Raw genomic sequence first — 21,914 nt, 5'->3', positions numbered from 1 at the left:
AGTGCATTGACTTTTTCCATGAAAACGCTTACTATTATTCGTGTAAGATATTATATGTTGTTGTAGAAAAGGGGAGTTAACATGGATGTAAAACTAGATAATGCTAAGAAAGAATCCCATGTTGTTCGTTCTCGCCTAGCTTATTCTCTAGGTGCGTTTGGGCATGATGCTTTCTTTGCATTACTTTCTACTTATTTTATGATGTATGTCACTGGTCACCTGTTTACTTCTAGTGATAAGTCCTTTGATAACCGGATGGTTGGATACGTTACTCTGATTATCATGATTTTGCGGATTGTTGAGTTATTAATTGACCCATTAATCGGTAATGCAATTGATCGGACTAATACCAAATGGGGTAAGTTTAAACCATGGGTTGTCGGTGGTGGTGTTATTTCTGCCATTCTCTTAGCAGCCCTATTTACGCCACTAGGTGGATTGAACACAAGTAATCCATTCCTTTACTTACTTGTATTTGCCATTATTTATATCGTTATGGATGTGTTCTATTCATTTAATGACGTTGGCTTTTGGTCAATGGTTCCTGCTATGTCATTCGATTCACACGAACGTGACAAGATAGCTACCTTCGCCCGGGTCGGCTCTACTATTGGTGGTCAAATCATTGGATTTGTTATTATGCCAATGGTTCTGTTCTTCTCAGTTAACCAAAACGGTGGTACTGGTGACGACCGTGGTTGGTTTATCTTTGCTGTAATTGTCGCTGCTATTTCAGCCATTACTGCCATTGGTGTGGGGATTTTTACTCACGAACAAAAGTCACTTCTTCGTGAAAACAAAGAACAAACTAAGCTTAAAGATATTCTTCATATCTTAACTAAAAATGATCAATTATTAGCTATTGCAATGTCTTACTTATTCTTTACTACTGGTCAAACGTTGTTAAATAGTTTTGAGCTTTACTACTTTACTTATATTTTAGGCAATGCCAAGGCCTTCTCAATTTTGGGAGGATTAAACACAATTGTCGGTGTTATTTCTGTCTTTGCTTTCCCACTATTTTCAGGTAAGATTGGGCGTCATAAGCTCTTCTATGGTGCTGCTTCAATTGAAGTTCTTGGTGCCTTAATCTTCGCCTTTGCTGGCAAGTCATTAGCTCTTGTTTTACTTGGTGCTGAATTATTCTTCATTCCACAACCTATCATTTTCTTAGTTGTTTTGATGACTATTACAGATTCAGTTGAATATGGTCAGTTAAAATTAGGACACCGTGATGAATCACTGACATTATCAGTTCGTCCATTATTGGATAAATTTGGTGGCGCGGTTGCTAACGGTGTTGTCGGTGCCGCTACTGTTGCTGCTGGAATGACTGGTGGTGCTACTGCCGCTACTATTACAGCTCATGGCGTTAGCGTATTTAAGGTTTACATGTTCTTAATTCCAATCGCCTTAATCCTTGTAGGTATTATCATCTTTGCTATTAAGGTTAAGTTGGATGAAAAATCACACGCCCAAATTGTTGCTAAACTTGAACAAACCTGGGGTAAGCAATTTAATGGTGATGACAGCGATTCAACTGAATCCACCCCTACTCCACAACCAGGTGTTACTGAAATCACTTCTCCCGTTGCTGGTACTTTCGTTAAGTTACAAGACGTTAATGATGAAAACTTTGCTTCTGGTAACATGGGTAAAGGATTTGCCATTAAACCATCTGATGGTAAAGTAATTGCTCCATTTAGCGGAACAGTACGAGCAACCTTCTCTACTCGGCACGCAATCGGCCTTGAATCAGACAATGGTATTATGTTACTGATCCACGTTGGTATTGATACCATTAAACTTCGGGGTACTGGATTCATTAGTTACTTTGATAAGGATCAACACTTTGACAAAGGTGACGAATTAATGGAATTCTGGGACCCAGCAATCAAGAAAGCGGGTCTTGATGATACTGTCATGGTAACAGTTACTAACAGTAAAGACTTCGATATTAAATTATTGAAGGATGCTGGTGAAAAGGTAACTACTACTGATATCGTCATGGAAGTTACTAAAAAGTAATTGAATATCTTCTCTATTAAAAAAAGGAACTGCTCTGATTTGAGCGGTTCCTTTTTAATCTACATATTTTATTCTGAATCTTGTTAATGTTACAGCATTAATCAACGTTACAGCGGTCATAATGATAACCACAAGCGTAAACGCTGAATAAAACCATGAAATTCCAAAGCCAACAATTGTTGAAACAATAAAAATACTTACAACAGTCTTATTCACTTTTACCTTATTGTAATAATTAGCAATCCCAAGACCAATATAAAACAAGGCAAAGCCAAAATACATACATGTTACTGCAAACCGCGGATCGGCCTCTGTATCATCAATAAACTTCATCGCCACAGTTACTAGACTGAGCCCAAATAAAATAAAGTAATGAAGATAGATCATTAAATTTCCAGTCTCATGACGTTGATGTTCGTTAATTAAATGGTCAAATTCAACAATGTAGGTAAAGAATAGCGCTGCAACTGTGGTAAAAATAAGAATAGACTGAACTGAGAAATTTGTGGCAGTAAAGTAATCAGCAATACCAACAATCGTCTCCCCAAACATCACGATAATTAATGCTGTAAGCCGTTCAAGCAGGTGCGAAAAGATGATGGGATGATGCTTTGTATATTTTCCGGTAAAGCCGGGCGCAATCCAACTGATAATAATACCGGCAAAAGCAATTGCCACTCCACCTTTACTTTGATAAAAAATCCCACCAATAAAAAGAGTAACAGACCTAAAAATCAAAATTCCAATAAATGCTCGTGTAATCTGTTTATCTATCTTCTTTTCTGTCTGAAAGTAAACTAAAACATATTGGATACATAACGTTAATGATAACAAGCCAGCAGCTACGAAAAAAATTGCTAAATGCCAATTGAATGTTGTTGAAAACGAATTTGACATATAGAGGAGAATTGCCATATCGACGAACGAAAAGACGATATTGGTTCCCGAAAGCTTCCCATACCGATTTGTAAAAACCATCTGCACCATCCAGGAATTAATAAATACAATCACAACAATTGCAAAGATTCCTAAAACCGGCAATCCAACAATCCCATGGTGCTTTCTGTCGCTTGGGAAACCATGTAAACGAACACTAAATCGTAAAATAATTCTACCAAGGAAACTCGCTTAGTAATTTCATCTGCCACGCTAACACATCCCTCATTTTTTATAAAAAAAGAGTTAATGGTAACATCTACCACTAACCCTCATTGCTAATATTCAATGACTATTTAACCTGATCTACATCAGTCCGGACAACCAGCACATCAACTGGCGCATTACGTTTTACATATGACGTAACTGAACCCATTACGGCTCGTTGCATCCGTGATAATCCACTAGCACCGATAATAATCATGTCATTGTGGTGATCACGAGGGAAGTCAAACGAAATAATTGTCTTTGGATTACCAAGACGGATGTGAATATCAAGATTATCAAAATCATCCTTATCCTTAGCAGTCTTCAATAATTCGTCAAGGTATTGCTTCGACTTATCAACTAATTGGTAAGCAATACTTCCATCTGACATACCAGCAAAGTTATAAGCCATTGCTCGGGTATCGATTACATTTAAAATATCTATATGAGCACCATTACGCTTTGCAATTGCGATCGCACGGTGTAATGCAAATTCTGATTCCTGAGAACCATCAACTGGAACTAGGATGTTTTGATATTCTTGATCCATAGGTTTGAACCTCCAAACAAACAAGTGATATATTTACTTAAATTATACCATTTTTTTGAAGAATAAAGCGAAGGAAACCAGAATAATACTGACTTCAGATAAAATTCAATTAATTCAAAATTTCCTAAAATTTATACTATACATTAATCTTTAATTAGAGTAATCTTAATGTATCCAATATACCTTTAATATTTGAAAGTGAGGCCGCATCTTATGGACAAGATCGATAGGAAGATTATTAACCTTCTTCAAAAAAACGCCCGTGCTTCTTTGAAAGAACTCTCTAAAGAATGTTTTATCTCATCACCAGCAATTGCGGCGCGAATCAATAAACTTGAACGAAATGGGATTATCACTGGCTATCATACAAGTGTTAACATGGAAAAAATTAACTTTCATGTTAAAGCTTTTATTCAGGTACAACTCGAGCCACGACAAAAGCAAGAATTTTATCCCTACATTCAACAAATTCCCAATGTGATTGAATGTAACTGTGTAACTGGTGATTATTCTGAAATTATGGAGGTTGTCTTCCCTTCTACCACAGATCTAGATGACTTCATTAATACTATTCAACAACGTTTTGGAAAAACAAGTACACAAATCGTATTTAGTACAAGCGTGGACCACCGGGGAGTTAAGTTAGCACCAGCAAAAGATACTGTTAATTCAGAACAAGTATAAATATAAAAGCGAAGGTGAGTATTTCCTCATCTTCGCTTTTATATTTATTATTCAGCTTCGACATCAGTTTCTGTTGATGTCTTTTCTTTTCCGTAATTATCTAAATATGCATTATATTTTTCACGGTCAAGTGCACCTTCAGATTCACCGATAACAAGTGTGGCAATTGAATTACCAACCACGTTTACGGCAGTTCGTCCCATATCAACAAAACGATCAATTCCGGCAATGAAAGTTAGACCAGCCATCGGCACACCAATCGTGGAGACACTAGCAAGCAATACAACAAAGGAGGCACCTGGAACCCCAGCCATCCCCTTACTAGTAATCATCAAAACTACTAACAACGTGATTTGATGAGAAATACTAAGGTGAAGACCATATGCTTGTGCTAAGAAGATCGCTGCTAATGATTGATAGATTGCAGATCCATCAAGGTTAAAAGTATAACCGGTTGGGATAACAAAAGCTGTAATCCCCTTGCTTACCCCCATCTCGTGTGTCTTTTTCATCAAGCGAGGTAACGTAACTTCTGAACTAGCTGTAGTAAATGCTAAGACAATCTCATCAAGGATAGCACGCATCGTCTTCCAATAACGCAAATGGAAAATATGAGCAGTAATCCCGAGGACAACAATAATAAAGATTAGCATTGTCACATACGCAATCAAAATAAACAATCCTAATGGTAGCAAAGCGCTAATACCCATTTCAGCGATTGTCATTCCAATTAAACCAAAGACCCCAATTGGTGCAAACTTCATGACCCAATTAGTAACTTTAAACATAACTTCTGAAACTGCATTTAATACGTCAATTAAAATTTTAGCCTTTTCACCCACAGCTGCAATTCCCAATCCAAAGAGAACCGAGAACAGGATAACAGGCATCATGTCACCATCAGACATGGATTTAAAAATATTCGTTGGAATAATCGACAAAATTAATGGCCAAAATCCGCTATTATGTTCTGCAGATTTTGCGGTGGACATATATTGCGAAATATCAGTTGCATGAAGTTTATGAATATCAATAAACGACCCTGGATGAGTAATGTTAGCCATTACGATCCCTAAAATCAACGCAATCGTGGTTAAAACTTCAAAATAAATTAATGTTTTTCCACCAATCCGTCCTAACTTTCTAATATCACCAATATTAGCAATTCCGACAGTCAAGCAAGAAACAACAATTGGCATTACGATCATTTGAATCAGCCGGATAAAGATTGTTCCTAAGCTCTGCATAACAGTGATGGCACCCTTATTTTGATAGAAAATTAATCCACAAATAATACCAAGGGCTAGCCCAATCATAATTTGCCAGCCCATACTAAGGCGTCCGAAACGATATCGCTTCACTTTATATCAATCTCCCTTATGTAGTCTTATTATACTTTAGCACATTTTCAGTAAGATTTTAGCAAATTTTAAGATTTTATTTAATTAAATCCGAACACTTTTTGCGCTCTCCATGTATTTTATTCACTTCAGTATAATAATTCTAATTTATAATTCGTAATTTTCACTAAAGAAAAATAAGACTGCTATTAAGTATTTCTCTAATATGATAGAGTGTTTAGAGAATATTTAATTGAACAGGAGTAATTTATGAACGCTTGGATAACGGAATTTATTAACCAGTTTGGTTATTTCGCGATTGCCTTATTAATTGCCCTTGAAAATGTCTTCCCACCGCTACCATCCGAAATTATCCTTACAATGAGCGGGTTCATGACGACCACCACCTCTTTATCAATTATTGGGGTAATTATCGCCGCGACAATTGGCTCGCTTATTGGGGCGCTTATTCTATATGTTCTCGGCCGCCAGTTAACTGTTAACCGCCTTGAACGTCTTCTCGGACATCGCTTATTTAAGCTTTTAGGCTTTCACCAAGATGATGCTAAAAAAGCAGTCGATTGGTTTAATAAACATGGGGCAGGCGGTATTCTTTATGGCCGATGCATTCCCGTTATTCGCAGTTTAATCTCTATTCCTGCAGGGATCGCTCAAACTTCATTAGGAAGGTTCTGCCTTCTCACTACTATCGGAAGCGCAATCTGGAATACACTACTTGTCGTTCTTGGCGCTTGGGTCGGCCAATCATGGCATAAGATTGTCATTATCTTCAACGATTACACGACTGTTGCTATTATCATCATGGCGATCGTTTGCTTATACTTTGCTTATCGGTGGTATCAAAAAAGAATTAAAAAATAAAATGATTCAGTTTCTATTAGTAAAAGCACTAGTGCCATTACTATCAAAACTGAATCATTTTTCATATGCTATCGGGTTGTTTGCCGTTTGATCAAGTGGGTTCCAACAACTGTCTTACATGGATCATTATTCGGATTCTGCAAACGTTTAATCATCATATCAACAGCGGCATGGGCCATTTCATCAGTGGCAACATGAACTGCTGACATACTTGGATAAACGTACTTAACAATTGCTGTATCGTTAAAACTAATCAGCGCAATTCGATTTGGAACGTTGATTTTGGCTTCTTGAATCGCTTTAAGTGCGCCAACCGCCATCGGATCATTGGCAACAAAGATTCCATGCGGCATATGGTCACCAAGCGTCGCAATTGCCTTTTTCATCGCATTATATCCTGACATCGAGGTGTAGTTGCCAGCAAATATAAATTCTGGATGATAAAGATTTTGTTGACGCAGGTTACTTTCAAAATAGAATCGCCGTAAATCAGGAACAATTTGTTGGTCCGTTGTCTTTTCCGTTCCTGCTAGCATGCCAATATCGTTAATCCCTTCACTAACAAATTCCGAAATAACTGACCGCACTGCATTTTCAAAATCCGGTACTAAGCAATCGTAACCAGCAGCCAAACTATCGTAATCAACAAACACAATATTAGAAGTTACTAACCGCAATGCTTGAACTTGCGAATCACTAAATTTTCCAATCGCGATGATGCCCGTAACATCGCGAGGAATCTCTTCCATATTGTTTTGGTAAATGGGAACCGTCTGTAGTCCCTGTTGTTGAGCCGCTCGTTCGATCTCCATTCGAATTGCCATGTAATACAAATCATCCAATTCCTGCGTTAGAGAATACCATTGAACAACAGCTACTCGTTGTATTTGGTTATTGCGTGCTCGCTTATGCTTAGTATAGTTAAACTCTTCGGCAGTGGCTAACACTCGCTGACGTGTCTTTTCATTTACAGAAAGCGTCACATCATTATTTAAAATTCGCGATACAGTCGCAATAGAGACCCCTGCTTTATCCGCGATATCATGCAATGTTACTGCCATACTGCTTCAGCGCCCCTTTCTTTATTTTAGGTTAAAACTATTTTAAGGCATCAACGAATCGTTGCCAACCTTCATTTCCAGCTGCGTCATCCTTAAAAATGCCCGCATTTTCTAGAACATTGGCAAAGACATTAGCAAGTTCTTGTTCCATAACCTCATTAACGTTATCCTCGGTGATATCAATTTTTGATTGAACTTCTTTTGCCCATGGAAGATGATTATCTGCAATCTTATTTTCAGCACCAAGCCAAAACTTCTTAACTTCATTTAATTCGTCTTTAAGCCGAGCTGGTAAGATTGCCCGTCCCATTACTTCAATCAAACCAATATTTTCCTTTTTAATGTGCCATAGTTTTTCATGTGGATGGAAAATTCCGAGTGGATATTCATCATTAGTATTATTATCCCGCAATACTAAATCAAGAACAAACTTATCGCCTTCCCGATGCATGATTGGGGTAACAGTATGATGACGAGTTTGCCCATCAAATGCCTTAATGTCAAGACTCTCATCACTGTATTGATCCCACACTTTAATAATGTGCGTACCAAGATCAATTAATTGCTCAGTATCTGTACTAGTTAAGCGAATATCACTCATCGGCCAGTTAACAATTCCTGCATCAACAGCTGGATATTCTGCAAAGTGCAATTCTTTCTTAATGGAGGCCGTCATCATTGGGAAAATATGCTTACCACCTTGGTAGTGTTCATGAGCAAGCATTGAACCACCAACAATTGGTAAATCAGCGTTACTTCCAACAAAATAGGTTGGGAATTGCTTTTCAATTTCAACTAGGTTAATTAAAGTTTGCCGATTAATCTCCATTGGCTCATGCTTACTGTCGAGGAAGATACAGTGTTCATGGAAGTAAGCGTATGGCGAATACTGGAAGCCCCATTGTTGTCCGCCAACTGTAATTCGAATAATACGGTGGTTGCTTCGTGCTGCTTGTCCAAGACGTCCCTTGTAACCCTCATTTTCCATGCAAAGAGCACACTGAGGATACTTCTTAGCGGTATCATGAGCAGCCGCTGCAATTGCTTTGGGATCCTTTTCCGGCTTTGAAAGATTGATAGTAATTTCAAGATTGCCGTACTTAGTTGGTTTATCAAAGACAACATTCTTCTTGATAGCTGCTACTTTAACATAGTCGTTGCTAGTACATAGGTGATAGAACCAATCAGTTGCAGTGGCTGGAGATTGTTGATACTTTTCCCAGAACTTATGATTAACTACTGATGGCGTTGGAGTCAGCAAATCATAAAGCTGATCGTTTAAGATTTCTTTAGCAGTTTGACCATCATCAATTTTGCCGCGTTTAACTGCTAAATCAACAAGTTGACTAACAACAGATTCATCATCTTTAGCTTCAACATCTTCATCACCAACAAAGCCCCGAATCTTGTTCAAGACATAGATCCGGTCGAGTGGTTCATAAGTTCCACTAGCAATTACTTGGTCAGCAAACTTTTCCATTAACTTCATTTTCTCATTCCCCCACTAAAATACTATTAAAGCTTATGTGGTCCATCAACAACTTCAGCATCATAGAAACTGGCATCGTAACCAATCTTGTCACGATAAATCTTGCCAACGTTCTTCTTAAAATTGTCTGCTTCTGACTTCTTAACAATGGCAATCGCACTGCCGGCAAATCCACCGCCGACCATTCGGGCACCAAGGCAGCCCGGCTGATCCCAAGCATTTTCTGCTAAGGTGTCAAGTTCTTTACCAGTCACTTCATAATCGTATTTAAGTGATACATGAGACGCATTGATTAGGCGACCTAACTCTTCAAGATCACCCTTTTCCATTGCATCAATGGCTTTCTTCGTCCGTTCATTTTCACTAACTGCATGACGGGCACGACGAATCAGCGTATCATCATCAATTAAGTAAGTGTATTGATCAAATGTATCGGAGTCTAATTCGCCAAGTTTGTTAATATCAAGTTTCTTGTTAAGGCGCTTAACTGCTTCTTCACATTCTTGAACCCGTTCGTTGTATTTCGAACCAGCTAAGGAGTGGTTCTTATTAGTACTCATGATAACAATTTCATAGTCACCAAGTTCAAGTGGCAGGTACTTATATTCAAGCGTGTTGCAGTCAAGATAAATTGCGTTATTTTCTTTACCCATTCCAACAGCAAATTGATCCATGATTCCAGAATTAAGACCAACAAAGTCATTTTCCGTCTTTTGGCCAAGTTTAACTAATTCAATTTCATCGATATCAAGATTAAATTCATCTTTCAAGATATTTCCCATCAACATTTCAATTGATGCTGATGACGATAAGCCTGAACCATAAGGAAGAAAACCGTGGATGTATAAGTTAAATCCGTGATCAATCTTGAAGCCCCGTTGCTTTAGATAAACCAACATCCCTTTAAAGTAGTTAACCCACTTTTCATCTTTAGCACTTTGCGGTTCTGTATCATTAATGTCAAAAGTAATAACCTTACTGTCTTCTTCCTTAGCCGAATTAGCTGAGTAAATGGCGACTGTTGTATCTTCACGCGGACCATATACCCCATAGGTTCCAATACTGATCGCACATGGAAAAACATGACCGCCATTATAATCAGTATGTTCCCCGATTACATTAATCCGGCCTGGTGAGAAGAATACATCCTTACCTGGTTCCTTAAATACATCTTGGTATTCAGCTAAAAATTGTTGCTTATCCATCAGCATAACCTCCATACATCAAACAAACATTGGTAAACTTTTACTAAATACAATTTACTACTTTTTAACCACCTCGTCAATAAGCGCTTACAAATAATTCAGCTCAACAAAGAAAACGATTACACCACAGTAAGTTTGATAAACATAATACATTCTTTAATGCTAAACTAGTCTTAAATAATTGGAGGATTCAAATGAAGAAATATCTACCAACTGATCTAATTAAGTTTGCTTCACGTACTGGACGCTGGACTATTAAAAAGCTTGATAATAGTCCTACTTTATACACTACTAACCTTGGCAGCTACCTCCGTTTTAAGGTTTCAGACGCTAAAAAGTGTCAAATTACTGTTTTGCCAAATCAAAATTTCCTATCTCCTAGCCAAGTATTTGCTTTTCGAATTGATGAAGGAAAGTGGCAACGGACACAAGCTAGCTTAGGAAAAATCGATATTCCACTTGATTCGACATTACATGCCATCGAAATAATGGCAGCCGGTAATACTGACATTGACGAAGTGTGGCAAGGTAATGAAGGCTTTGCAATTAAAAATATTTATCTCGATAGGGGCGAAATTACAGCAGCCTCTCAGCGTCCTTTGATCAACTTTATTGGTGATTCAATTACGGCTGGTTGTTGGGTAGTTGGGAACCATCCTGCCGCTGACTACCGACCAGAAACTAACTATGCGGGAATTTGTGCAGATCTGCTTAACGTCGATAGTGTTCGAATAGCCTACTCTGCTGGGGGAGTGCTAAGACCTGCTACTGGCGGGGTCCCAACTGCCGATGTCTTTTTAGGAAAAATTGACGATCAAACATTATGGACGCCTAATCACCCTGATCTCAACGTGATTAATTTAGGCGTTAATGACCGTCGTTTCCCCCTAGCTCAATTTATTGCTGCTTTCGACCTTTTTATCCAGCAAGTTAAGCTAACTTTTCCTCATGCTCCCTTAGCAATCATAATTCCTTTTAGTCAGACCTTTGCTTCTGCGATCCGCACAATTGCCACTAAACATGACTGTTCGATAATTGAAACTAAAACTTGGCACCATAGCTTTACTGATGGGCTCCATCCTGACCAAGCGGGCGCTATTACTGAAGGAAAAATGCTTGCACAAGCTTTACAACCGCTTTTACCTCAATTCAGTGTACAATAGTAGTAAGAGTTAATACGAGGAGGATTCTCATGGCTAACCAACGCTTACTTCCAATAAAGAATGGGTACAACTTTCGTGATCTTGGAGGCTATCCCACAGCAGATGGCCATCAAATAAAATGGCATCGTCTTATTCGTACTGGTTCACTTGCTCGTTTAGATCAAAATGATCTCACTGTTTTAGATAATATTCCTATTTCGCTCGATATTGACCTCCGTGCTCCCGACGAAGTAAAAAAAGATCCTGATCGAGTACCTTCCCAAGCAAAATATTATCATTTGCCAGTTTTTGAAGCCGACGAAACAGACGCCTCGCATAGTGATGAAGAAATCGCTGCGCAGATGCAACAACCAGGAAATGGCTATCACCATATGATTGATGTTTATCACCGAATGACCACGACCCCTTCAGCTAAGCAAGCTTATCAGAAATTATTTAATCTCTTATTGAATAATGAACATGGTGCCTTACTATTTCATTGTACTGCTGGTAAAGATCGCACAGGGATGGCTGCTTATCTTATTCTTAGTGCCCTCGGCGTTGAGCAAAAGATTATTATGGAAGATTACCTGTTAACGAATACTGTTACACAAGATTTTCGTAATCACTGGCTGCAAGACATGCGCAATCACGGCGCTAGCGAGGAACTAGTGACGAATCGGGCTGCCCTTGCCTCGGTGGCTCCCGATTATCTTAATACAGCAATCAAAAATATTATCCAGACTTATGGAAACGTTAATCAGTATCTCAACAACTATCTTGATATTACGCCTGCCGAAATAAAAGATTTACGAAAATTGTATTTAGATTAGGCTCGGTTATAATTGTCTTATAAGGAGGATTTTTTATGCAAATCTCAGTACCATTAGTTAACGGAATGTTAGCGGATGAATATGGTAAATATGCGCCAGCAACTGATATGCTAGCTGACCATCCAATCAAATCATTCCCAATTAAAATTACCGGCGCACCAGCAAATACAAAAACATTTGCAATCGTCTTTATTGATTATGACTCAACACCTGTCTGTGGTTTTACTTGGATCCATTGGTTAGCCGCTAACATCCCAGCAATGTTAACAGATATTCCAGCAAATGCTAGTCGAGAATTAGCAGATAAATTTGTGCAAGGGAATAATAGCAATGCCGGCTCATTGGTTAACGGAAATCCATTGATAACTAGTGGTTATGTTGGGCCACAGCCTCCCGATAAAACCCATGATTATACTTTAATGGCGTTTGCGTTAGATGATACTTTACCCTTAAAAAATAAATACTGGCTTAATGACTTTATTCACGCGGCCAAGGGTCATATTCTAGCAAAAGCACAAATTGATTTACCAAGCCGTGCATGAGGAGGAACTTATAATGGAAACAAGAATTTTCTTTAATCCAGGCGATTCAGTCGCTAATATTCATGACTATAATGAAGCTGTTCGGAAGGGACAAATTTTTAAACAAGTACGTCACAATGATGAACTTGTCATCGCTAAAGATCCTAACGATAAAGAATACGCAATTTTTTACGCTAAGGATGCATTACCAGCTGAACACGAAAAGTCAAAGCCCTACGAAATTAAAAATCGACTTTAAAATAGAAAATGACTCGCGGAAATTTCCACGGGTCATTTTCTATTTCGATAAAAATCTTAACGACCACCAACAATTTTGGCTGTCGCATTTTCAAGTCGTTCAATTAATGAATCAGCATCATTCTTAAAGTCATCAATAAATGAACTTGATTGTGGTTGGATGCGTCCTACTTCATCACCCATAATATCCGTAATTACTAGGTCATCCCCATCCCACTTAACATCATCATAATGACCTTCAAGAGCTTCATCAAAAAATGCTTGGAGAATATCCCGAACAGCATTTTGAATAACAGCCTTTTCGTCAACTTGCTCACCGCGTACCTGATGTTGAGCCAGCTGCATTGCTACTTCTTCCATGTTTTCTGGAATTTCAACGCTCATTATGGATTCCTCCTCTTAACAAATTAATGGCGACGTAATTTCCGCCGAGCCTTTTTACTAAACTTGATTCCTTGAAGGGACTTCTTTTTCCGCTTTAATTGTGAATCAACTTGGTTATCATTACTCTTAGCTACTTGTTGCTTTTGTTTCATTTCGCGTTGACGCTTGAGCAGGCGCTTACGTTCATATTCACCCCACGGATTCAATAGACCACGCATAAAGTCAGCAACTTCCTGCTTATGATCGTCCATCCACGCTTCTGCTACATCTGCATCATCAGTATCGATACCATTACTATTGATAAATGATAAAACTAATTGGGTTTCCCGCTCATCACGATTTAATGAGGCAAGCATGTCTTCTGATGGTTGCATATTAGCAATTGCCTTTAAGCCCAACTTGTATTGATCCATGTTAATGTAGTCATTTTGCTTCAAGTATTCGAACAAGGCCTGCGCGCTCGGTACGATGTTATGAATTTGCTTTATTGAAATATGTGGATCTAATGGCATCATCATGCCTAATACACGTTGCAAGTTGCTGAAAGTCCATTGTCCTGGATATTCATTACATTCTTGAACCATTAATTCCAAGAACTCTTGCACAACATAGTTCAATTCAACATCATCTAATTCAAGATTATTGAATTGAGAAGCTGACTTAATAGCTTGTTGGACGTTCGCTAATAAGTCCTTGAACTTCTCCGGTGTCCACGTAATTTCTTTTTTAGCAGGACTAGCTTGAACCGGGGTTGCTTCTGTTTCGTCATTCTCCGCATCCCCATGTAATTGTGCCCATGTCTTATGTGCTTTCCGACACTCGTTCATCTTTGTCCGTTGTTCTTCCATTGCTTTTACAACTTCCGCAAGATTTTCAACTTTCAAAAATTCTTGATAAGCTCGCAAAACTGGAACAACCGCAATTCCAAATTGATTAGTTAGTGCTGGATCAGCGATAAATTCCCCGACCATGACCGCTTTTACTGCTTCTGGTGTCCAAGTAGTATCGGTCAAATGCTGATCATTTGCCATCTGGTTATTAAAACGCGTCAAAATATCCTGTGCATGTTTTTGCTGATTAGCAGATAACTGATGATAGTTGGACGAAGTAAGAAACTGGTCAATATGTTGTTCTTGTTCGTTCATTATCTATATATCCTCCGTCTCCAAATTGAATTTTCCTTTCTATCATATCATAATTATATCTAGTAAATATAATAAGATTGCTAATATCCAAGGAGAAAACTATACCAATGCAACGAAAAAAGATTCAAGAAGCAATGAAAAATGTCTATTTTCAAAAAATGACTGCAACTGGCTATCACGAAATTGAGGAACAAATTGCGAAATTACAACAACAAAGGCCTGCAAAAATTGAACAATTAAAAGCAGCCCGTGCACTTGGTGACTTATCAGAAAATACCGAATATAGTACTGCTAAGCGTGAGTTACGCCACCTTGAAAGCAGACTTCGGTATCTCAATAAACAACTTCAATATGCTGAAATTGTGACCCCCAAGAATGATCACACTATTGATTTAGGGACAACCGTGACAATTGAATTTGAGGATGACCATGAACAAGAAACTTATCATATTGTGGGAAAGCAAGAAGCTGATCTTGCTAAACAAAAAGTCTCTTTTGATTCGCCCCTCGGTCAAGCCCTTCTTCACCAAACCGCTGGAACAACCGTGACTGTTGAAGCTCCGCAATCTTCATATAAAGTTAAAATTGTTAAAGTTGAATTATAGTGTTGATAAGTCATTCGATGCTCCGTAATCGGCTAAAGGAAATTTTTAAATTTATTATTTTCAACGATAGGGTTAATTTCTCGGCCTTTAATTAATTTAAGCAACCGATTAAATAAACTTTAGGGTATTGCATCCCTGATTTTGACCCGGTATACTATTAAACGTTGCTTTTTCGCATCCACAATATCTTGTGTTACCGGCCGGCAGTAACCACGATATTGCACAACATATAGTAGAGGGAGTTATATTAATGATTAGCGATTATTTTAAATTTCTTGCCCACCAATTAAAGGGCTGGCCACAACAAAATTATTACCTATTCTTTTTCAGTCTTGGCTGCCAGGTAATGACTTTAGTTAGTGCTCCAATAACGTGGGTAACTGTCATTACATTTATCGGAACCACGCTTGGAGTACTTTGCGTTTTGGCAATTAATGCTGCAAAGTCGGTAAATGGTTTCCTAGGTATTCTATCAGCATTATGTTTCATTATCGCTGGTTTTAGCGCTAAAAATTATTTAAGTATTGCCGAACAAATCGCCTATGTTATTACCCTCGATTTACCAGTATTACTTTCTGCAAACTGGAATGTTAACATGGCATCAAAGATCCGTAAATTCAATGCTCGTTCATGGACGGTTGCTATTATCGCGACAATTATCGTTTATTTTGTTTCTGGATATTTAATCGGGCACCTTACCGACGATCCCCGGCCATGGATTGATGCAATCAGCTTTTCCATTAGTCTTTCCGCTGGTGTTATTTGCTTCTTGCGTTTTAACAATCAATATTTCTGGTGGCTTGCATCTGGTCTTGCACAACTAGTACTTTGGTTTGTTTCTTACCAGCAAGGATCTGCTACTTTAGCAATGGCTGTTAATAGCTCAATTTACCTTATTAATGATGTTCTCGCCTTTACCATTTCACCATGGTACAACGAACGTGAACGTCAACGACTCAGTAAAGAAGAAGCAGCCTATGCCAAAGAAATGGGCTTAGAATAAATGTAAAAACAGCAAAGAGATTGAAGTGTTTTCAGTCAATTTGCTGTTTTTTGTTTAATATTGTTTATTGTATTCATAAACTAGTTCTGGTTCACGACCAGTACGATGATAAGCATTTAATGCATCTATCTGGGCCATTTCTTGGGTACTAAGTTCAAAATTGTAAATATCAGCATTTTGGGTAATTCGTTCTTCATGAACTGACTTAGGAATAAAGGAAACACCATTCTGGAGATGCCACCGCAATATAATTTGCGCAGTGGATTTATGATGAGCAGCAGCAATATCTTTCAATACTGGTTCATTGAGAACTGCTCCCCGCCCTAGTGGACTCCAAGCTTGCGTTACTATTTGATGTTGATGATTAAATTTTAATAATGGTTTTTGCGTTAATAACGGATGCAACTCAATTTGATCAACAACCGGCATTTCATTTGCTTGAGTTGCTAAATATTGGAGATGGATCATTTGATAGTTACTTACACCAATTGATTTAGTAAGACCTTCTTTTTTCATTTCTTCAAAGGCTCGCCAGGTATCAAAAAATGATCGTTCAACTGGCCAGTGAACAAGCAGCAAATCAACATAATCCATTTGTAATTTACGTAAAGATTCTTTGACAGATTCAATAGCTTTGTCGTAACCTTGATTTTCTTCCGCCACTTTAGTTGTCACAAAAAGATTATCGCGCGGAATGTCTAATTGCTTAAAAGCCGTCCCAACTTCTTGCTCATTTCCGTATAACTGAGCCGTATCAAAAAGGCGGTACCCATCTTCATATGCCTTTTTGACTGCTTGATTCATTGTCTCTTGTCCATCTACCTTATAAAGGCCAAAACCTTCCTGAGGCATTTTATTTCCATCGGCAAGAGTTAATAGGTTATCCTTAATATCCATTAAAAATCACTTCCTCTACTTATCTTTAATCAGCAATTTAGGATTGTCAATATTGAAATTTTCTTTTCTAAACAAACTAATGTATGATGAGCTTATACCTATTTACGAGGAAATAATTATGGCTAAAATATTCATCGTTGAAGATAATTCTGATATTATCCATTCTACAACTCAAGAATTAAATAAATGGCAACATGACGTTATCACAGTTAAGGACTGGCAGAACGTTGCAAATGAAATTATTACTGCAAAACCAGATCTGGTCTTATTTGATATTACCCTCCCGACGTTCGATGGTTTTTATTGGATTCAAGAGGTTCGTAAACAGAGTCAAGTACCAATTATTGTTATTTCTGCGGCGGAAATTGATACCAATGTCATGCATGCAGTGGCCGCTGGTGCAGATGATTATATTATGAAGCCATTTACAATGACGGTGCTTTTAGCTAAAATTCAAGCTTTGTTACGGCGAAATAAGCAAACGGCTGATGCAGAAGAAATAATGTGGGATCATAATTTATTCAATCCCCTTACTAATATTCTTACAAACGAAAACGGTACTGCCCAGCTCACTCCTACTGAAGGTGCTATGCTACAAGTTTTACTCAGTCATCGTAATAAGACCGTTTCTAAGGAGCAATTACTTCAATGGTTATGGCAAGGTGGCAAATATCTTAATGAGAACACCCTTAATGTTAATATTAGTCGGTTAAGAACTAAACTAAGCACAATTGGTTTACGACAATGTATTCACACAGAACGTGGTCTCGGCTATCGATTGGTGGAAAACAATGAATAAACATTATTTCAAATTATTTTGGCGCTCAATCCTTCTTCCTACTATTGGCTATCTTTTTCTCTTAAGTCTGATTGGCCTTTTAGTAATTTTATATAATCTCCCAACTGTTTTTTGGGGCGATGTGATTCGCTTTTCTCTTCCCTTTTTTATAGTGTGGCTTATCGGCAGTGGTGCAATTAAATATTATCGATTGCGCCATTTAAATATTTCTCAGCTTGATAAATTTACTCCTACCAATATGGCTGAGGGAAAACTTGTTGAATTATTACAAGACGAACAAGCAAAAAGCATTGACACAATCCGGCAATTACAAGCAACCCAACACGAACAGCTTGACCACCTTGAATTATTTACTCATGAAATTAAAAACTATTTGACAAGTCTTAATGCCGCGGCAGAAAATTCGCCAGCTGTCGCAAGCACAGAAGTGAAAAAGAATATCCACCAAGCTAACTATTATCTCAACTTATTGTTAAATGACGAACGACTAGCAATTAATAATCATGATTACGATTTTCAATGGATTGATATTGCCAACTTAATTAATAATATTTTGCAACAAAATTCGGCCATCTTCATTCATAAACAGTTGATTCCAGAATTAACGGGCTTAGACGGAATTAAAGTTCTCACCGATCGTAAATGGTTGCGGTTCTGCATTGAACAACTACTTTCAAACGCAATTAAATACTCTGCTCCTAATAGTACAATTAATATTTCCTGGGAAATGAATTCTTTGCGGATCGCTGACCATGGGTGTGGTATCTCAATGAATGATCTTCCGCGAATTTTTGAAAATGGCTTTACTGGTAAAAATGGGCACCAAACAACTGCTGCTACCGGGATGGGATTATACCTTGTTAAAAAAGTTACTGAGCACTTAAATTTCAAGGTTAGCATCTCATCAGTTCAATCTCAGGGAACAACAGCGATTCTATCTTTCCTACCAGATAATATCAGATCATCAAACTAATTCTTACAAAACTGTAAGGTTCTGTACACTTCCGTAAGTAGGAAGATGCACAGAACCTTTTTATAATTAAGACATAATCAAAATTAGTTCTCTACCAGAAAGGAAAATTACTATGACATTATTAAACCTTCAACACGTTCAACGCGTCTATAATCCTAACTCCGCTAATCCAGTAATGGCCTTAAAAGATATTACATTTAAAGTTGAAGAGGGAGAGTATGTTGCAATTATGGGAGAATCTGGTGCTGGTAAAAGTACCTTATTAAATATAATTGCAACTTTAGAACAGGCAACCAACGGACAGGCAATCCTTAATGGTCAAGATCTCCGTCAACTTTCCAAAGACAATGCAGCACGTTATCGACGGGAACACCTCGGCTTTGTTTTCCAGCATTTCAACTTACTTGATAGTCTCTCAAATCGTGACAACATCTACTTACCACTTGTTCTAGCAAAAACTCCAGTTGCAACAATGGAAGAACGGATCAAGCCCTTAATTGATCGCTTACGTATTAATAAAAGTATTGATCGTTTTCCAAACGAAATTTCTGGAGGCCAGCAACAAAGAATTGCCATTGCACGGGCGTTAATTACCCATCCTGACCTCCTTCTCGCTGACGAACCTACTGGAGCTTTAGATTCGAACACCAGTAACGAAATTCTTGAACTCTTTGATGAAGTTAATGCTAACGGCCAAACAATTATTATGGTTACGCATAGTGCCGCGGCTGCTAGTCATGCTAAACGTACACTCTTCATTAAGGATGGACGAATCTACCATGAACTCTATCGTGGTGATCTTTCACTTAAAGACTACCAACAACAAATTAGTCAGACAATGATGACCTTAACGAATGGCGGTGAATAATGATGCTCTTTTTCAAACTGATTAATTCTAGTTTTAAGCGTAATCTTAAAGTTTACATCCCTTACCTCATATCAATGACAATGCTAGTCGCTATTAACTATATTTTTAAGGCAGTTGAAATTAATCGCAGTCTTAAAGATTTGCCGAGCGCGGCTGTTACTAAGGCATTAATGCAGACAGGATCAACTTTTATTATCCTTGTAACACTTGCGTTTATGATTTACGTCAATCGTTTCTTATGGCAACAGCGTCAACAAGAAATGGGCCTTTATAGTATGCTGGGGATGACGAGACGTAACTTACAAGTGTTAACCGTCATTGAAAAGTGCTATCTTTTAGTAATTAGCCTTTTCCTTGGGATTTTATTTGGGGTTATTTTTGATCGACTCGCTTTTCTTGGTTTTGCTCATCTCTTGCAAATCGAGCATTTATCTCAACCTTGGATTGAAAGAGGCGCTGTGATAAATACAATCGTCATCATTGGTGGCTTTTTCTTAATTTTAATGATCATTGATCTGATCAAACTATTCCGGCTAAATCCAAATGAATTATGGCATCCCCAACAAACCAAAATCGCGCATCATGGTAAGCTCTTTACTTTTGCCGGACTTTTGGGTGTTGCAGTTCTTGCCTACGCCTATTATCTTACAATTACGGTTAAGCCGCGAATATCCGCTTTAACAACATTCATGACTGCCGTCTTTTTAGTTGTGATTGGAACATACCTCATTTTTATTGCTGGTAGCATCATTGTCCTCAAACTCCTACAAAAAAACAAAGGGTATTACTATCGCCCTCGCCACTTTATTGCGGTTTCTGGCATGCTGCAACGGATGGAACAAAATGGTGCTAGTCTTGCAACGATCTGTTTACTATGCAGTTCTGTCCTTGTAATTTTATTTACATCCTTAACTATGTATGCCGGCATTAATGATACGGTTAATTCTTTTGCCCCATGCGACCTTACAATTATCACCTCACAGAAACTCACTGCCCAACAAGAATCGACCATCAATTCTGTTGCCAAAAAACACCATGCTCACCTTAATAAGCCCGTTAGTTTTACAACGAGCGCTCCGCAATATGGCTACTGGGAAAATAATCGTTTCATCAACCAGGGCAATTTAGAGAAGATGACTAATCAAACTACCAATACAGTCATTACCATGTCAACTGCAACTTATAATCGGATTGCAGATAAACATATTAAATTAGCAGCAAATAAGGCCTTGATTTATTCCCCTGCTAAAGAGCATCATGGTGCTTTACAGATTGGTTCACAAAAATATCAAGCTACTCCGATCCATAACTTTAACTACTACTTCAATCCAAGTCACGCTATCTACTCACCAATCTTTATAATCACAAATAAACTTCCGGCCAACACTGCCACAATTAACTTTACAGGAATTAATTATCACTTAAATGGCAGTAAGAAAGCCCATCTTAATTTTGAAAATGATCTTCAATCCCAGCTCCACTTGCCAAACCAAGCATATTCTTCCCGGACAAACCTTCGCAGTCAATTGACCAGTCTCTATGGCGGAATCGTCTTTTTAGGAATTCTTATTAGCTTTGCCCTGGGAATCACGACAACTGTTGTAATTTACTTTAAACAAATTACTGAAGGTTATGAAGATCAATATCGCTTTAAAACTATGCAACAAGTTGGTTTAAGCGAGAAAGAAACAACCAAGAGTATTCATGGTCAAGTACTGATGGTCTTTATGTTGCCAGTGGTTGGTGCAATAATTAATCTTTGCTTTGCGATTCCGGCAATTCGCCAAATTCTAATTCAATTTAATTTTTATAATGTTCGATTAATGGCGATAATCGCCGTATCAATCACTCTTGTCCTCTTATGCCTTTACTTTGCTATTTACGGATTTACCACCAGAATGTACCGTAAAATCGTTGAGCAAGGTTAAGTACTATAAATTGACATTTCTTATTTTAACGGTTACACTTTAATTACTATAAATAAGTACGGCCGATAAAATGAGGAGATGTCGTTCATGATTCTTATTAACACCATCATAGAAAAACTTACAAGCTGTTGCTAAAACTCACGACAGATTAAACTGCCCTATTTAGGCGTGATTAA

22 protein-coding genes are annotated in these 21,914 nt (G+C 37.9%); 13 read left to right on the top strand and 9 right to left on the bottom strand.

The features are described 5' to 3' along the window. Positions 1–81 precede the first annotated feature (81 nt). A complete protein-coding gene (locus tag H5S10_RS02385) occupies positions 82–2,028 on the top strand; it encodes a glycoside-pentoside-hexuronide (GPH):cation symporter (RefSeq protein WP_182588604.1) in 1,947 nt (648 codons plus the stop codon). A gap of 54 nt (positions 2,029–2,082) precedes the next feature. On the opposite strand, the gene H5S10_RS02380 is transcribed toward H5S10_RS02385, so the two are convergent. Further along, positions 2,083–3,006 carry a low temperature requirement protein A gene (locus H5S10_RS02380; RefSeq protein ID WP_231795577.1) on the bottom strand — a complete coding sequence of 308 codons (924 nt, stop codon included), beginning with the start codon at positions 3,004–3,006 and terminating at the stop codon, positions 2,083–2,085. A gap of 250 nt (positions 3,007–3,256) precedes the next feature. Then, positions 3,257–3,721: a universal stress protein gene (locus tag H5S10_RS02375; protein ID WP_182587148.1), complete on the bottom strand. Its 465-nt coding sequence runs from the start codon at positions 3,719–3,721 to the stop codon at positions 3,257–3,259. Between the two features lie 213 nt (positions 3,722–3,934). Here H5S10_RS02375 and H5S10_RS02370 point away from each other — a divergent pair, with 213 nt between their 5' ends. Next, complete coding sequence (locus H5S10_RS02370) at positions 3,935–4,405, top strand: Lrp/AsnC family transcriptional regulator (RefSeq protein ID WP_182587149.1); 471 nt, start codon at positions 3,935–3,937, stop codon at positions 4,403–4,405. A gap of 47 nt (positions 4,406–4,452) precedes the next feature. Here the strand turns inward: H5S10_RS02370 and H5S10_RS02365 are convergent, their stop codons facing one another. Beyond that, positions 4,453–5,766, bottom strand: coding sequence for a cation:dicarboxylate symporter family transporter (locus tag H5S10_RS02365; RefSeq protein ID WP_182588603.1), 1,314 nt, complete (start codon positions 5,764–5,766; stop codon positions 4,453–4,455). A gap of 249 nt (positions 5,767–6,015) precedes the next feature. Between H5S10_RS02365 and H5S10_RS02360 the strand changes: the two genes are divergently transcribed. Then, positions 6,016–6,627 carry a DedA family protein gene (locus H5S10_RS02360; protein WP_182588602.1) on the top strand — a complete coding sequence of 204 codons (612 nt, stop codon included), beginning with the start codon at positions 6,016–6,018 and terminating at the stop codon, positions 6,625–6,627. 68 nt (positions 6,628–6,695) lie between these two features. Here the strand turns inward: H5S10_RS02360 and H5S10_RS02355 are convergent, their stop codons facing one another. From H5S10_RS02355 to H5S10_RS02345, 3 genes are read right to left on the bottom strand one after another with little or no spacing between them, the layout of a single operon-like run. Next, positions 6,696–7,688 carry a LacI family DNA-binding transcriptional regulator gene (locus H5S10_RS02355; protein ID WP_182588601.1) on the bottom strand — a complete coding sequence of 331 codons (993 nt, stop codon included), beginning with the start codon at positions 7,686–7,688 and terminating at the stop codon, positions 6,696–6,698. A 37-nt stretch (positions 7,689–7,725) separates the two neighbouring features. After that, on the bottom strand, positions 7,726–9,177 hold the full coding sequence (locus tag H5S10_RS02350; RefSeq protein WP_182588600.1) for a UDP-glucose--hexose-1-phosphate uridylyltransferase: 1,452 nt from the start codon (positions 9,175–9,177) through the stop codon (positions 7,726–7,728). A 26-nt stretch (positions 9,178–9,203) separates the two neighbouring features. Then, positions 9,204–10,382 carry a galactokinase gene (locus H5S10_RS02345; protein WP_182588599.1) on the bottom strand — a complete coding sequence of 393 codons (1,179 nt, stop codon included), beginning with the start codon at positions 10,380–10,382 and terminating at the stop codon, positions 9,204–9,206. A gap of 194 nt (positions 10,383–10,576) precedes the next feature. Here H5S10_RS02345 and H5S10_RS02340 point away from each other — a divergent pair, with 194 nt between their 5' ends. The 4 genes from H5S10_RS02340 to H5S10_RS02325 are packed head-to-tail and all read left to right on the top strand — an operon-like array spanning position 10,577 to position 13,137. Continuing rightward, entirely contained in the window at positions 10,577–11,545 is a 969-nt protein-coding gene (locus H5S10_RS02340) for an SGNH/GDSL hydrolase family protein (protein WP_182588598.1), read from the top strand. Positions 11,546–11,574: 29 nt separating this feature from the next. Next, positions 11,575–12,357, top strand: coding sequence for a tyrosine-protein phosphatase (locus tag H5S10_RS02335; protein WP_182588597.1), 783 nt, complete (start codon positions 11,575–11,577; stop codon positions 12,355–12,357). 35 nt (positions 12,358–12,392) lie between these two features. Beyond that, positions 12,393–12,899 (top strand): YbhB/YbcL family Raf kinase inhibitor-like protein, encoded by a 507-nt coding sequence (locus H5S10_RS02330; RefSeq protein WP_182588596.1) that lies wholly within the window; start codon positions 12,393–12,395, stop codon positions 12,897–12,899. 13 nt (positions 12,900–12,912) lie between these two features. Continuing rightward, positions 12,913–13,137, top strand: coding sequence for a hypothetical protein (locus H5S10_RS02325; RefSeq protein ID WP_182587158.1), 225 nt, complete (start codon positions 12,913–12,915; stop codon positions 13,135–13,137). Between the two features lie 56 nt (positions 13,138–13,193). Here H5S10_RS02325 and H5S10_RS02320 read toward each other — a convergent pair whose 3' ends face one another. Next, complete coding sequence (locus H5S10_RS02320) at positions 13,194–13,520, bottom strand: hypothetical protein (RefSeq protein ID WP_182588595.1); 327 nt, start codon at positions 13,518–13,520, stop codon at positions 13,194–13,196. 23 nt (positions 13,521–13,543) lie between these two features. Beyond that, on the bottom strand, positions 13,544–14,665 hold the full coding sequence (locus tag H5S10_RS02315; RefSeq protein WP_182587160.1) for a hypothetical protein: 1,122 nt from the start codon (positions 14,663–14,665) through the stop codon (positions 13,544–13,546). A gap of 107 nt (positions 14,666–14,772) precedes the next feature. Here H5S10_RS02315 and greA point away from each other — a divergent pair, with 107 nt between their 5' ends. Together greA and pnuC are read left to right on the top strand one after the other, a co-directional pair. Further along, entirely contained in the window at positions 14,773–15,270 is a 498-nt protein-coding gene (greA, locus tag H5S10_RS02310; protein ID WP_182587161.1) for a transcription elongation factor GreA, read from the top strand. A gap of 250 nt (positions 15,271–15,520) precedes the next feature. Next, positions 15,521–16,273 (top strand): nicotinamide riboside transporter PnuC, encoded by a 753-nt coding sequence (pnuC, locus tag H5S10_RS02305; protein ID WP_182588594.1) that lies wholly within the window; start codon positions 15,521–15,523, stop codon positions 16,271–16,273. Between the two features lie 54 nt (positions 16,274–16,327). Here the strand turns inward: pnuC and H5S10_RS02300 are convergent, their stop codons facing one another. Continuing rightward, a complete protein-coding gene (locus tag H5S10_RS02300) occupies positions 16,328–17,170 on the bottom strand; it encodes an aldo/keto reductase (protein WP_182588593.1) in 843 nt (280 codons plus the stop codon). 79 nt (positions 17,171–17,249) lie between these two features. On the opposite strand from H5S10_RS02300, the gene H5S10_RS02295 reads away from it, so the two are divergent. The 4 genes from H5S10_RS02295 to H5S10_RS02280 all read left to right on the top strand — a co-directional run bounded on the left by H5S10_RS02295 (position 17,250) and on the right by H5S10_RS02280 (position 21,738). Next, on the top strand, positions 17,250–17,969 hold the full coding sequence (locus tag H5S10_RS02295) for a response regulator transcription factor (RefSeq protein WP_182588638.1): 720 nt from the start codon (positions 17,250–17,252) through the stop codon (positions 17,967–17,969). Next, positions 17,962–18,942 carry a sensor histidine kinase gene (locus H5S10_RS02290; RefSeq protein WP_182588592.1) on the top strand — a complete coding sequence of 327 codons (981 nt, stop codon included), beginning with the start codon at positions 17,962–17,964 and terminating at the stop codon, positions 18,940–18,942. The genes H5S10_RS02295 and H5S10_RS02290 overlap by 8 nt, the downstream gene beginning before the upstream one ends. Before the next feature lie 112 nt (positions 18,943–19,054). Further along, positions 19,055–19,810, top strand: a complete 756-nt coding sequence (locus H5S10_RS02285) for an ABC transporter ATP-binding protein (protein WP_182588591.1) — start codon at positions 19,055–19,057, stop codon at positions 19,808–19,810. Next, entirely contained in the window at positions 19,810–21,738 is a 1,929-nt protein-coding gene (locus H5S10_RS02280; protein WP_182588590.1) for an ABC transporter permease, read from the top strand. The genes H5S10_RS02285 and H5S10_RS02280 overlap by 1 nt, the downstream gene beginning before the upstream one ends. Positions 21,739–21,914 lie beyond the last annotated feature (176 nt).

It is taken from the genome of Limosilactobacillus balticus (assembly GCF_014145615.1).
In the GTDB taxonomy this organism is placed as follows: Bacteria; Bacillota; Bacilli; order Lactobacillales; family Lactobacillaceae; genus Limosilactobacillus; species Limosilactobacillus balticus.
Note: the sequence above shows the minus strand (reverse complement) of the source record. Positions and strands in the feature narration are given on the sequence as shown.

Coding starts and splice junctions, on each gene's coding strand:
- H5S10_RS02350 (WP_182588600.1), bottom strand. CDS start 9,177: ATGAAGTTAATGGAAAAGTTTGCTGACCAAGTAATTGCTAGTGGAACT.
- H5S10_RS02315 (WP_182587160.1), bottom strand. CDS start 14,665: ATGAACGAACAAGAACAACATATTGACCAGTTTCTTACTTCGTCCAAC.
- H5S10_RS02290 (WP_182588592.1), top strand. CDS start 17,962: ATGAATAAACATTATTTCAAATTATTTTGGCGCTCAATCCTTCTTCCT.
- H5S10_RS02345 (WP_182588599.1), bottom strand. CDS start 10,382: ATGGATAAGCAACAATTTTTAGCTGAATACCAAGATGTATTTAAGGAA.
- greA (WP_182587161.1), top strand. CDS start 14,773: ATGCAACGAAAAAAGATTCAAGAAGCAATGAAAAATGTCTATTTTCAA.
- H5S10_RS02340 (WP_182588598.1), top strand. CDS start 10,577: ATGAAGAAATATCTACCAACTGATCTAATTAAGTTTGCTTCACGTACT.
- H5S10_RS02335 (WP_182588597.1), top strand. CDS start 11,575: ATGGCTAACCAACGCTTACTTCCAATAAAGAATGGGTACAACTTTCGT.
- H5S10_RS02355 (WP_182588601.1), bottom strand. CDS start 7,688: ATGGCAGTAACATTGCATGATATCGCGGATAAAGCAGGGGTCTCTATT.
- H5S10_RS02330 (WP_182588596.1), top strand. CDS start 12,393: ATGCAAATCTCAGTACCATTAGTTAACGGAATGTTAGCGGATGAATAT.
- H5S10_RS02325 (WP_182587158.1), top strand. CDS start 12,913: ATGGAAACAAGAATTTTCTTTAATCCAGGCGATTCAGTCGCTAATATT.
- H5S10_RS02320 (WP_182588595.1), bottom strand. CDS start 13,520: ATGAGCGTTGAAATTCCAGAAAACATGGAAGAAGTAGCAATGCAGCTG.
- H5S10_RS02380 (WP_231795577.1), bottom strand. CDS start 3,006: ATGGTTTTTACAAATCGGTATGGGAAGCTTTCGGGAACCAATATCGTC.
- H5S10_RS02295 (WP_182588638.1), top strand. CDS start 17,250: ATGTATGATGAGCTTATACCTATTTACGAGGAAATAATTATGGCTAAA.
- H5S10_RS02375 (WP_182587148.1), bottom strand. CDS start 3,721: ATGGATCAAGAATATCAAAACATCCTAGTTCCAGTTGATGGTTCTCAG.
- H5S10_RS02370 (WP_182587149.1), top strand. CDS start 3,935: ATGGACAAGATCGATAGGAAGATTATTAACCTTCTTCAAAAAAACGCC.
- H5S10_RS02300 (WP_182588593.1), bottom strand. CDS start 17,170: ATGGATATTAAGGATAACCTATTAACTCTTGCCGATGGAAATAAAATG.
- H5S10_RS02280 (WP_182588590.1), top strand. CDS start 19,810: ATGATGCTCTTTTTCAAACTGATTAATTCTAGTTTTAAGCGTAATCTT.
- H5S10_RS02360 (WP_182588602.1), top strand. CDS start 6,016: ATGAACGCTTGGATAACGGAATTTATTAACCAGTTTGGTTATTTCGCG.
- pnuC (WP_182588594.1), top strand. CDS start 15,521: ATGATTAGCGATTATTTTAAATTTCTTGCCCACCAATTAAAGGGCTGG.
- H5S10_RS02385 (WP_182588604.1), top strand. CDS start 82: ATGGATGTAAAACTAGATAATGCTAAGAAAGAATCCCATGTTGTTCGT.
- H5S10_RS02285 (WP_182588591.1), top strand. CDS start 19,055: ATGACATTATTAAACCTTCAACACGTTCAACGCGTCTATAATCCTAAC.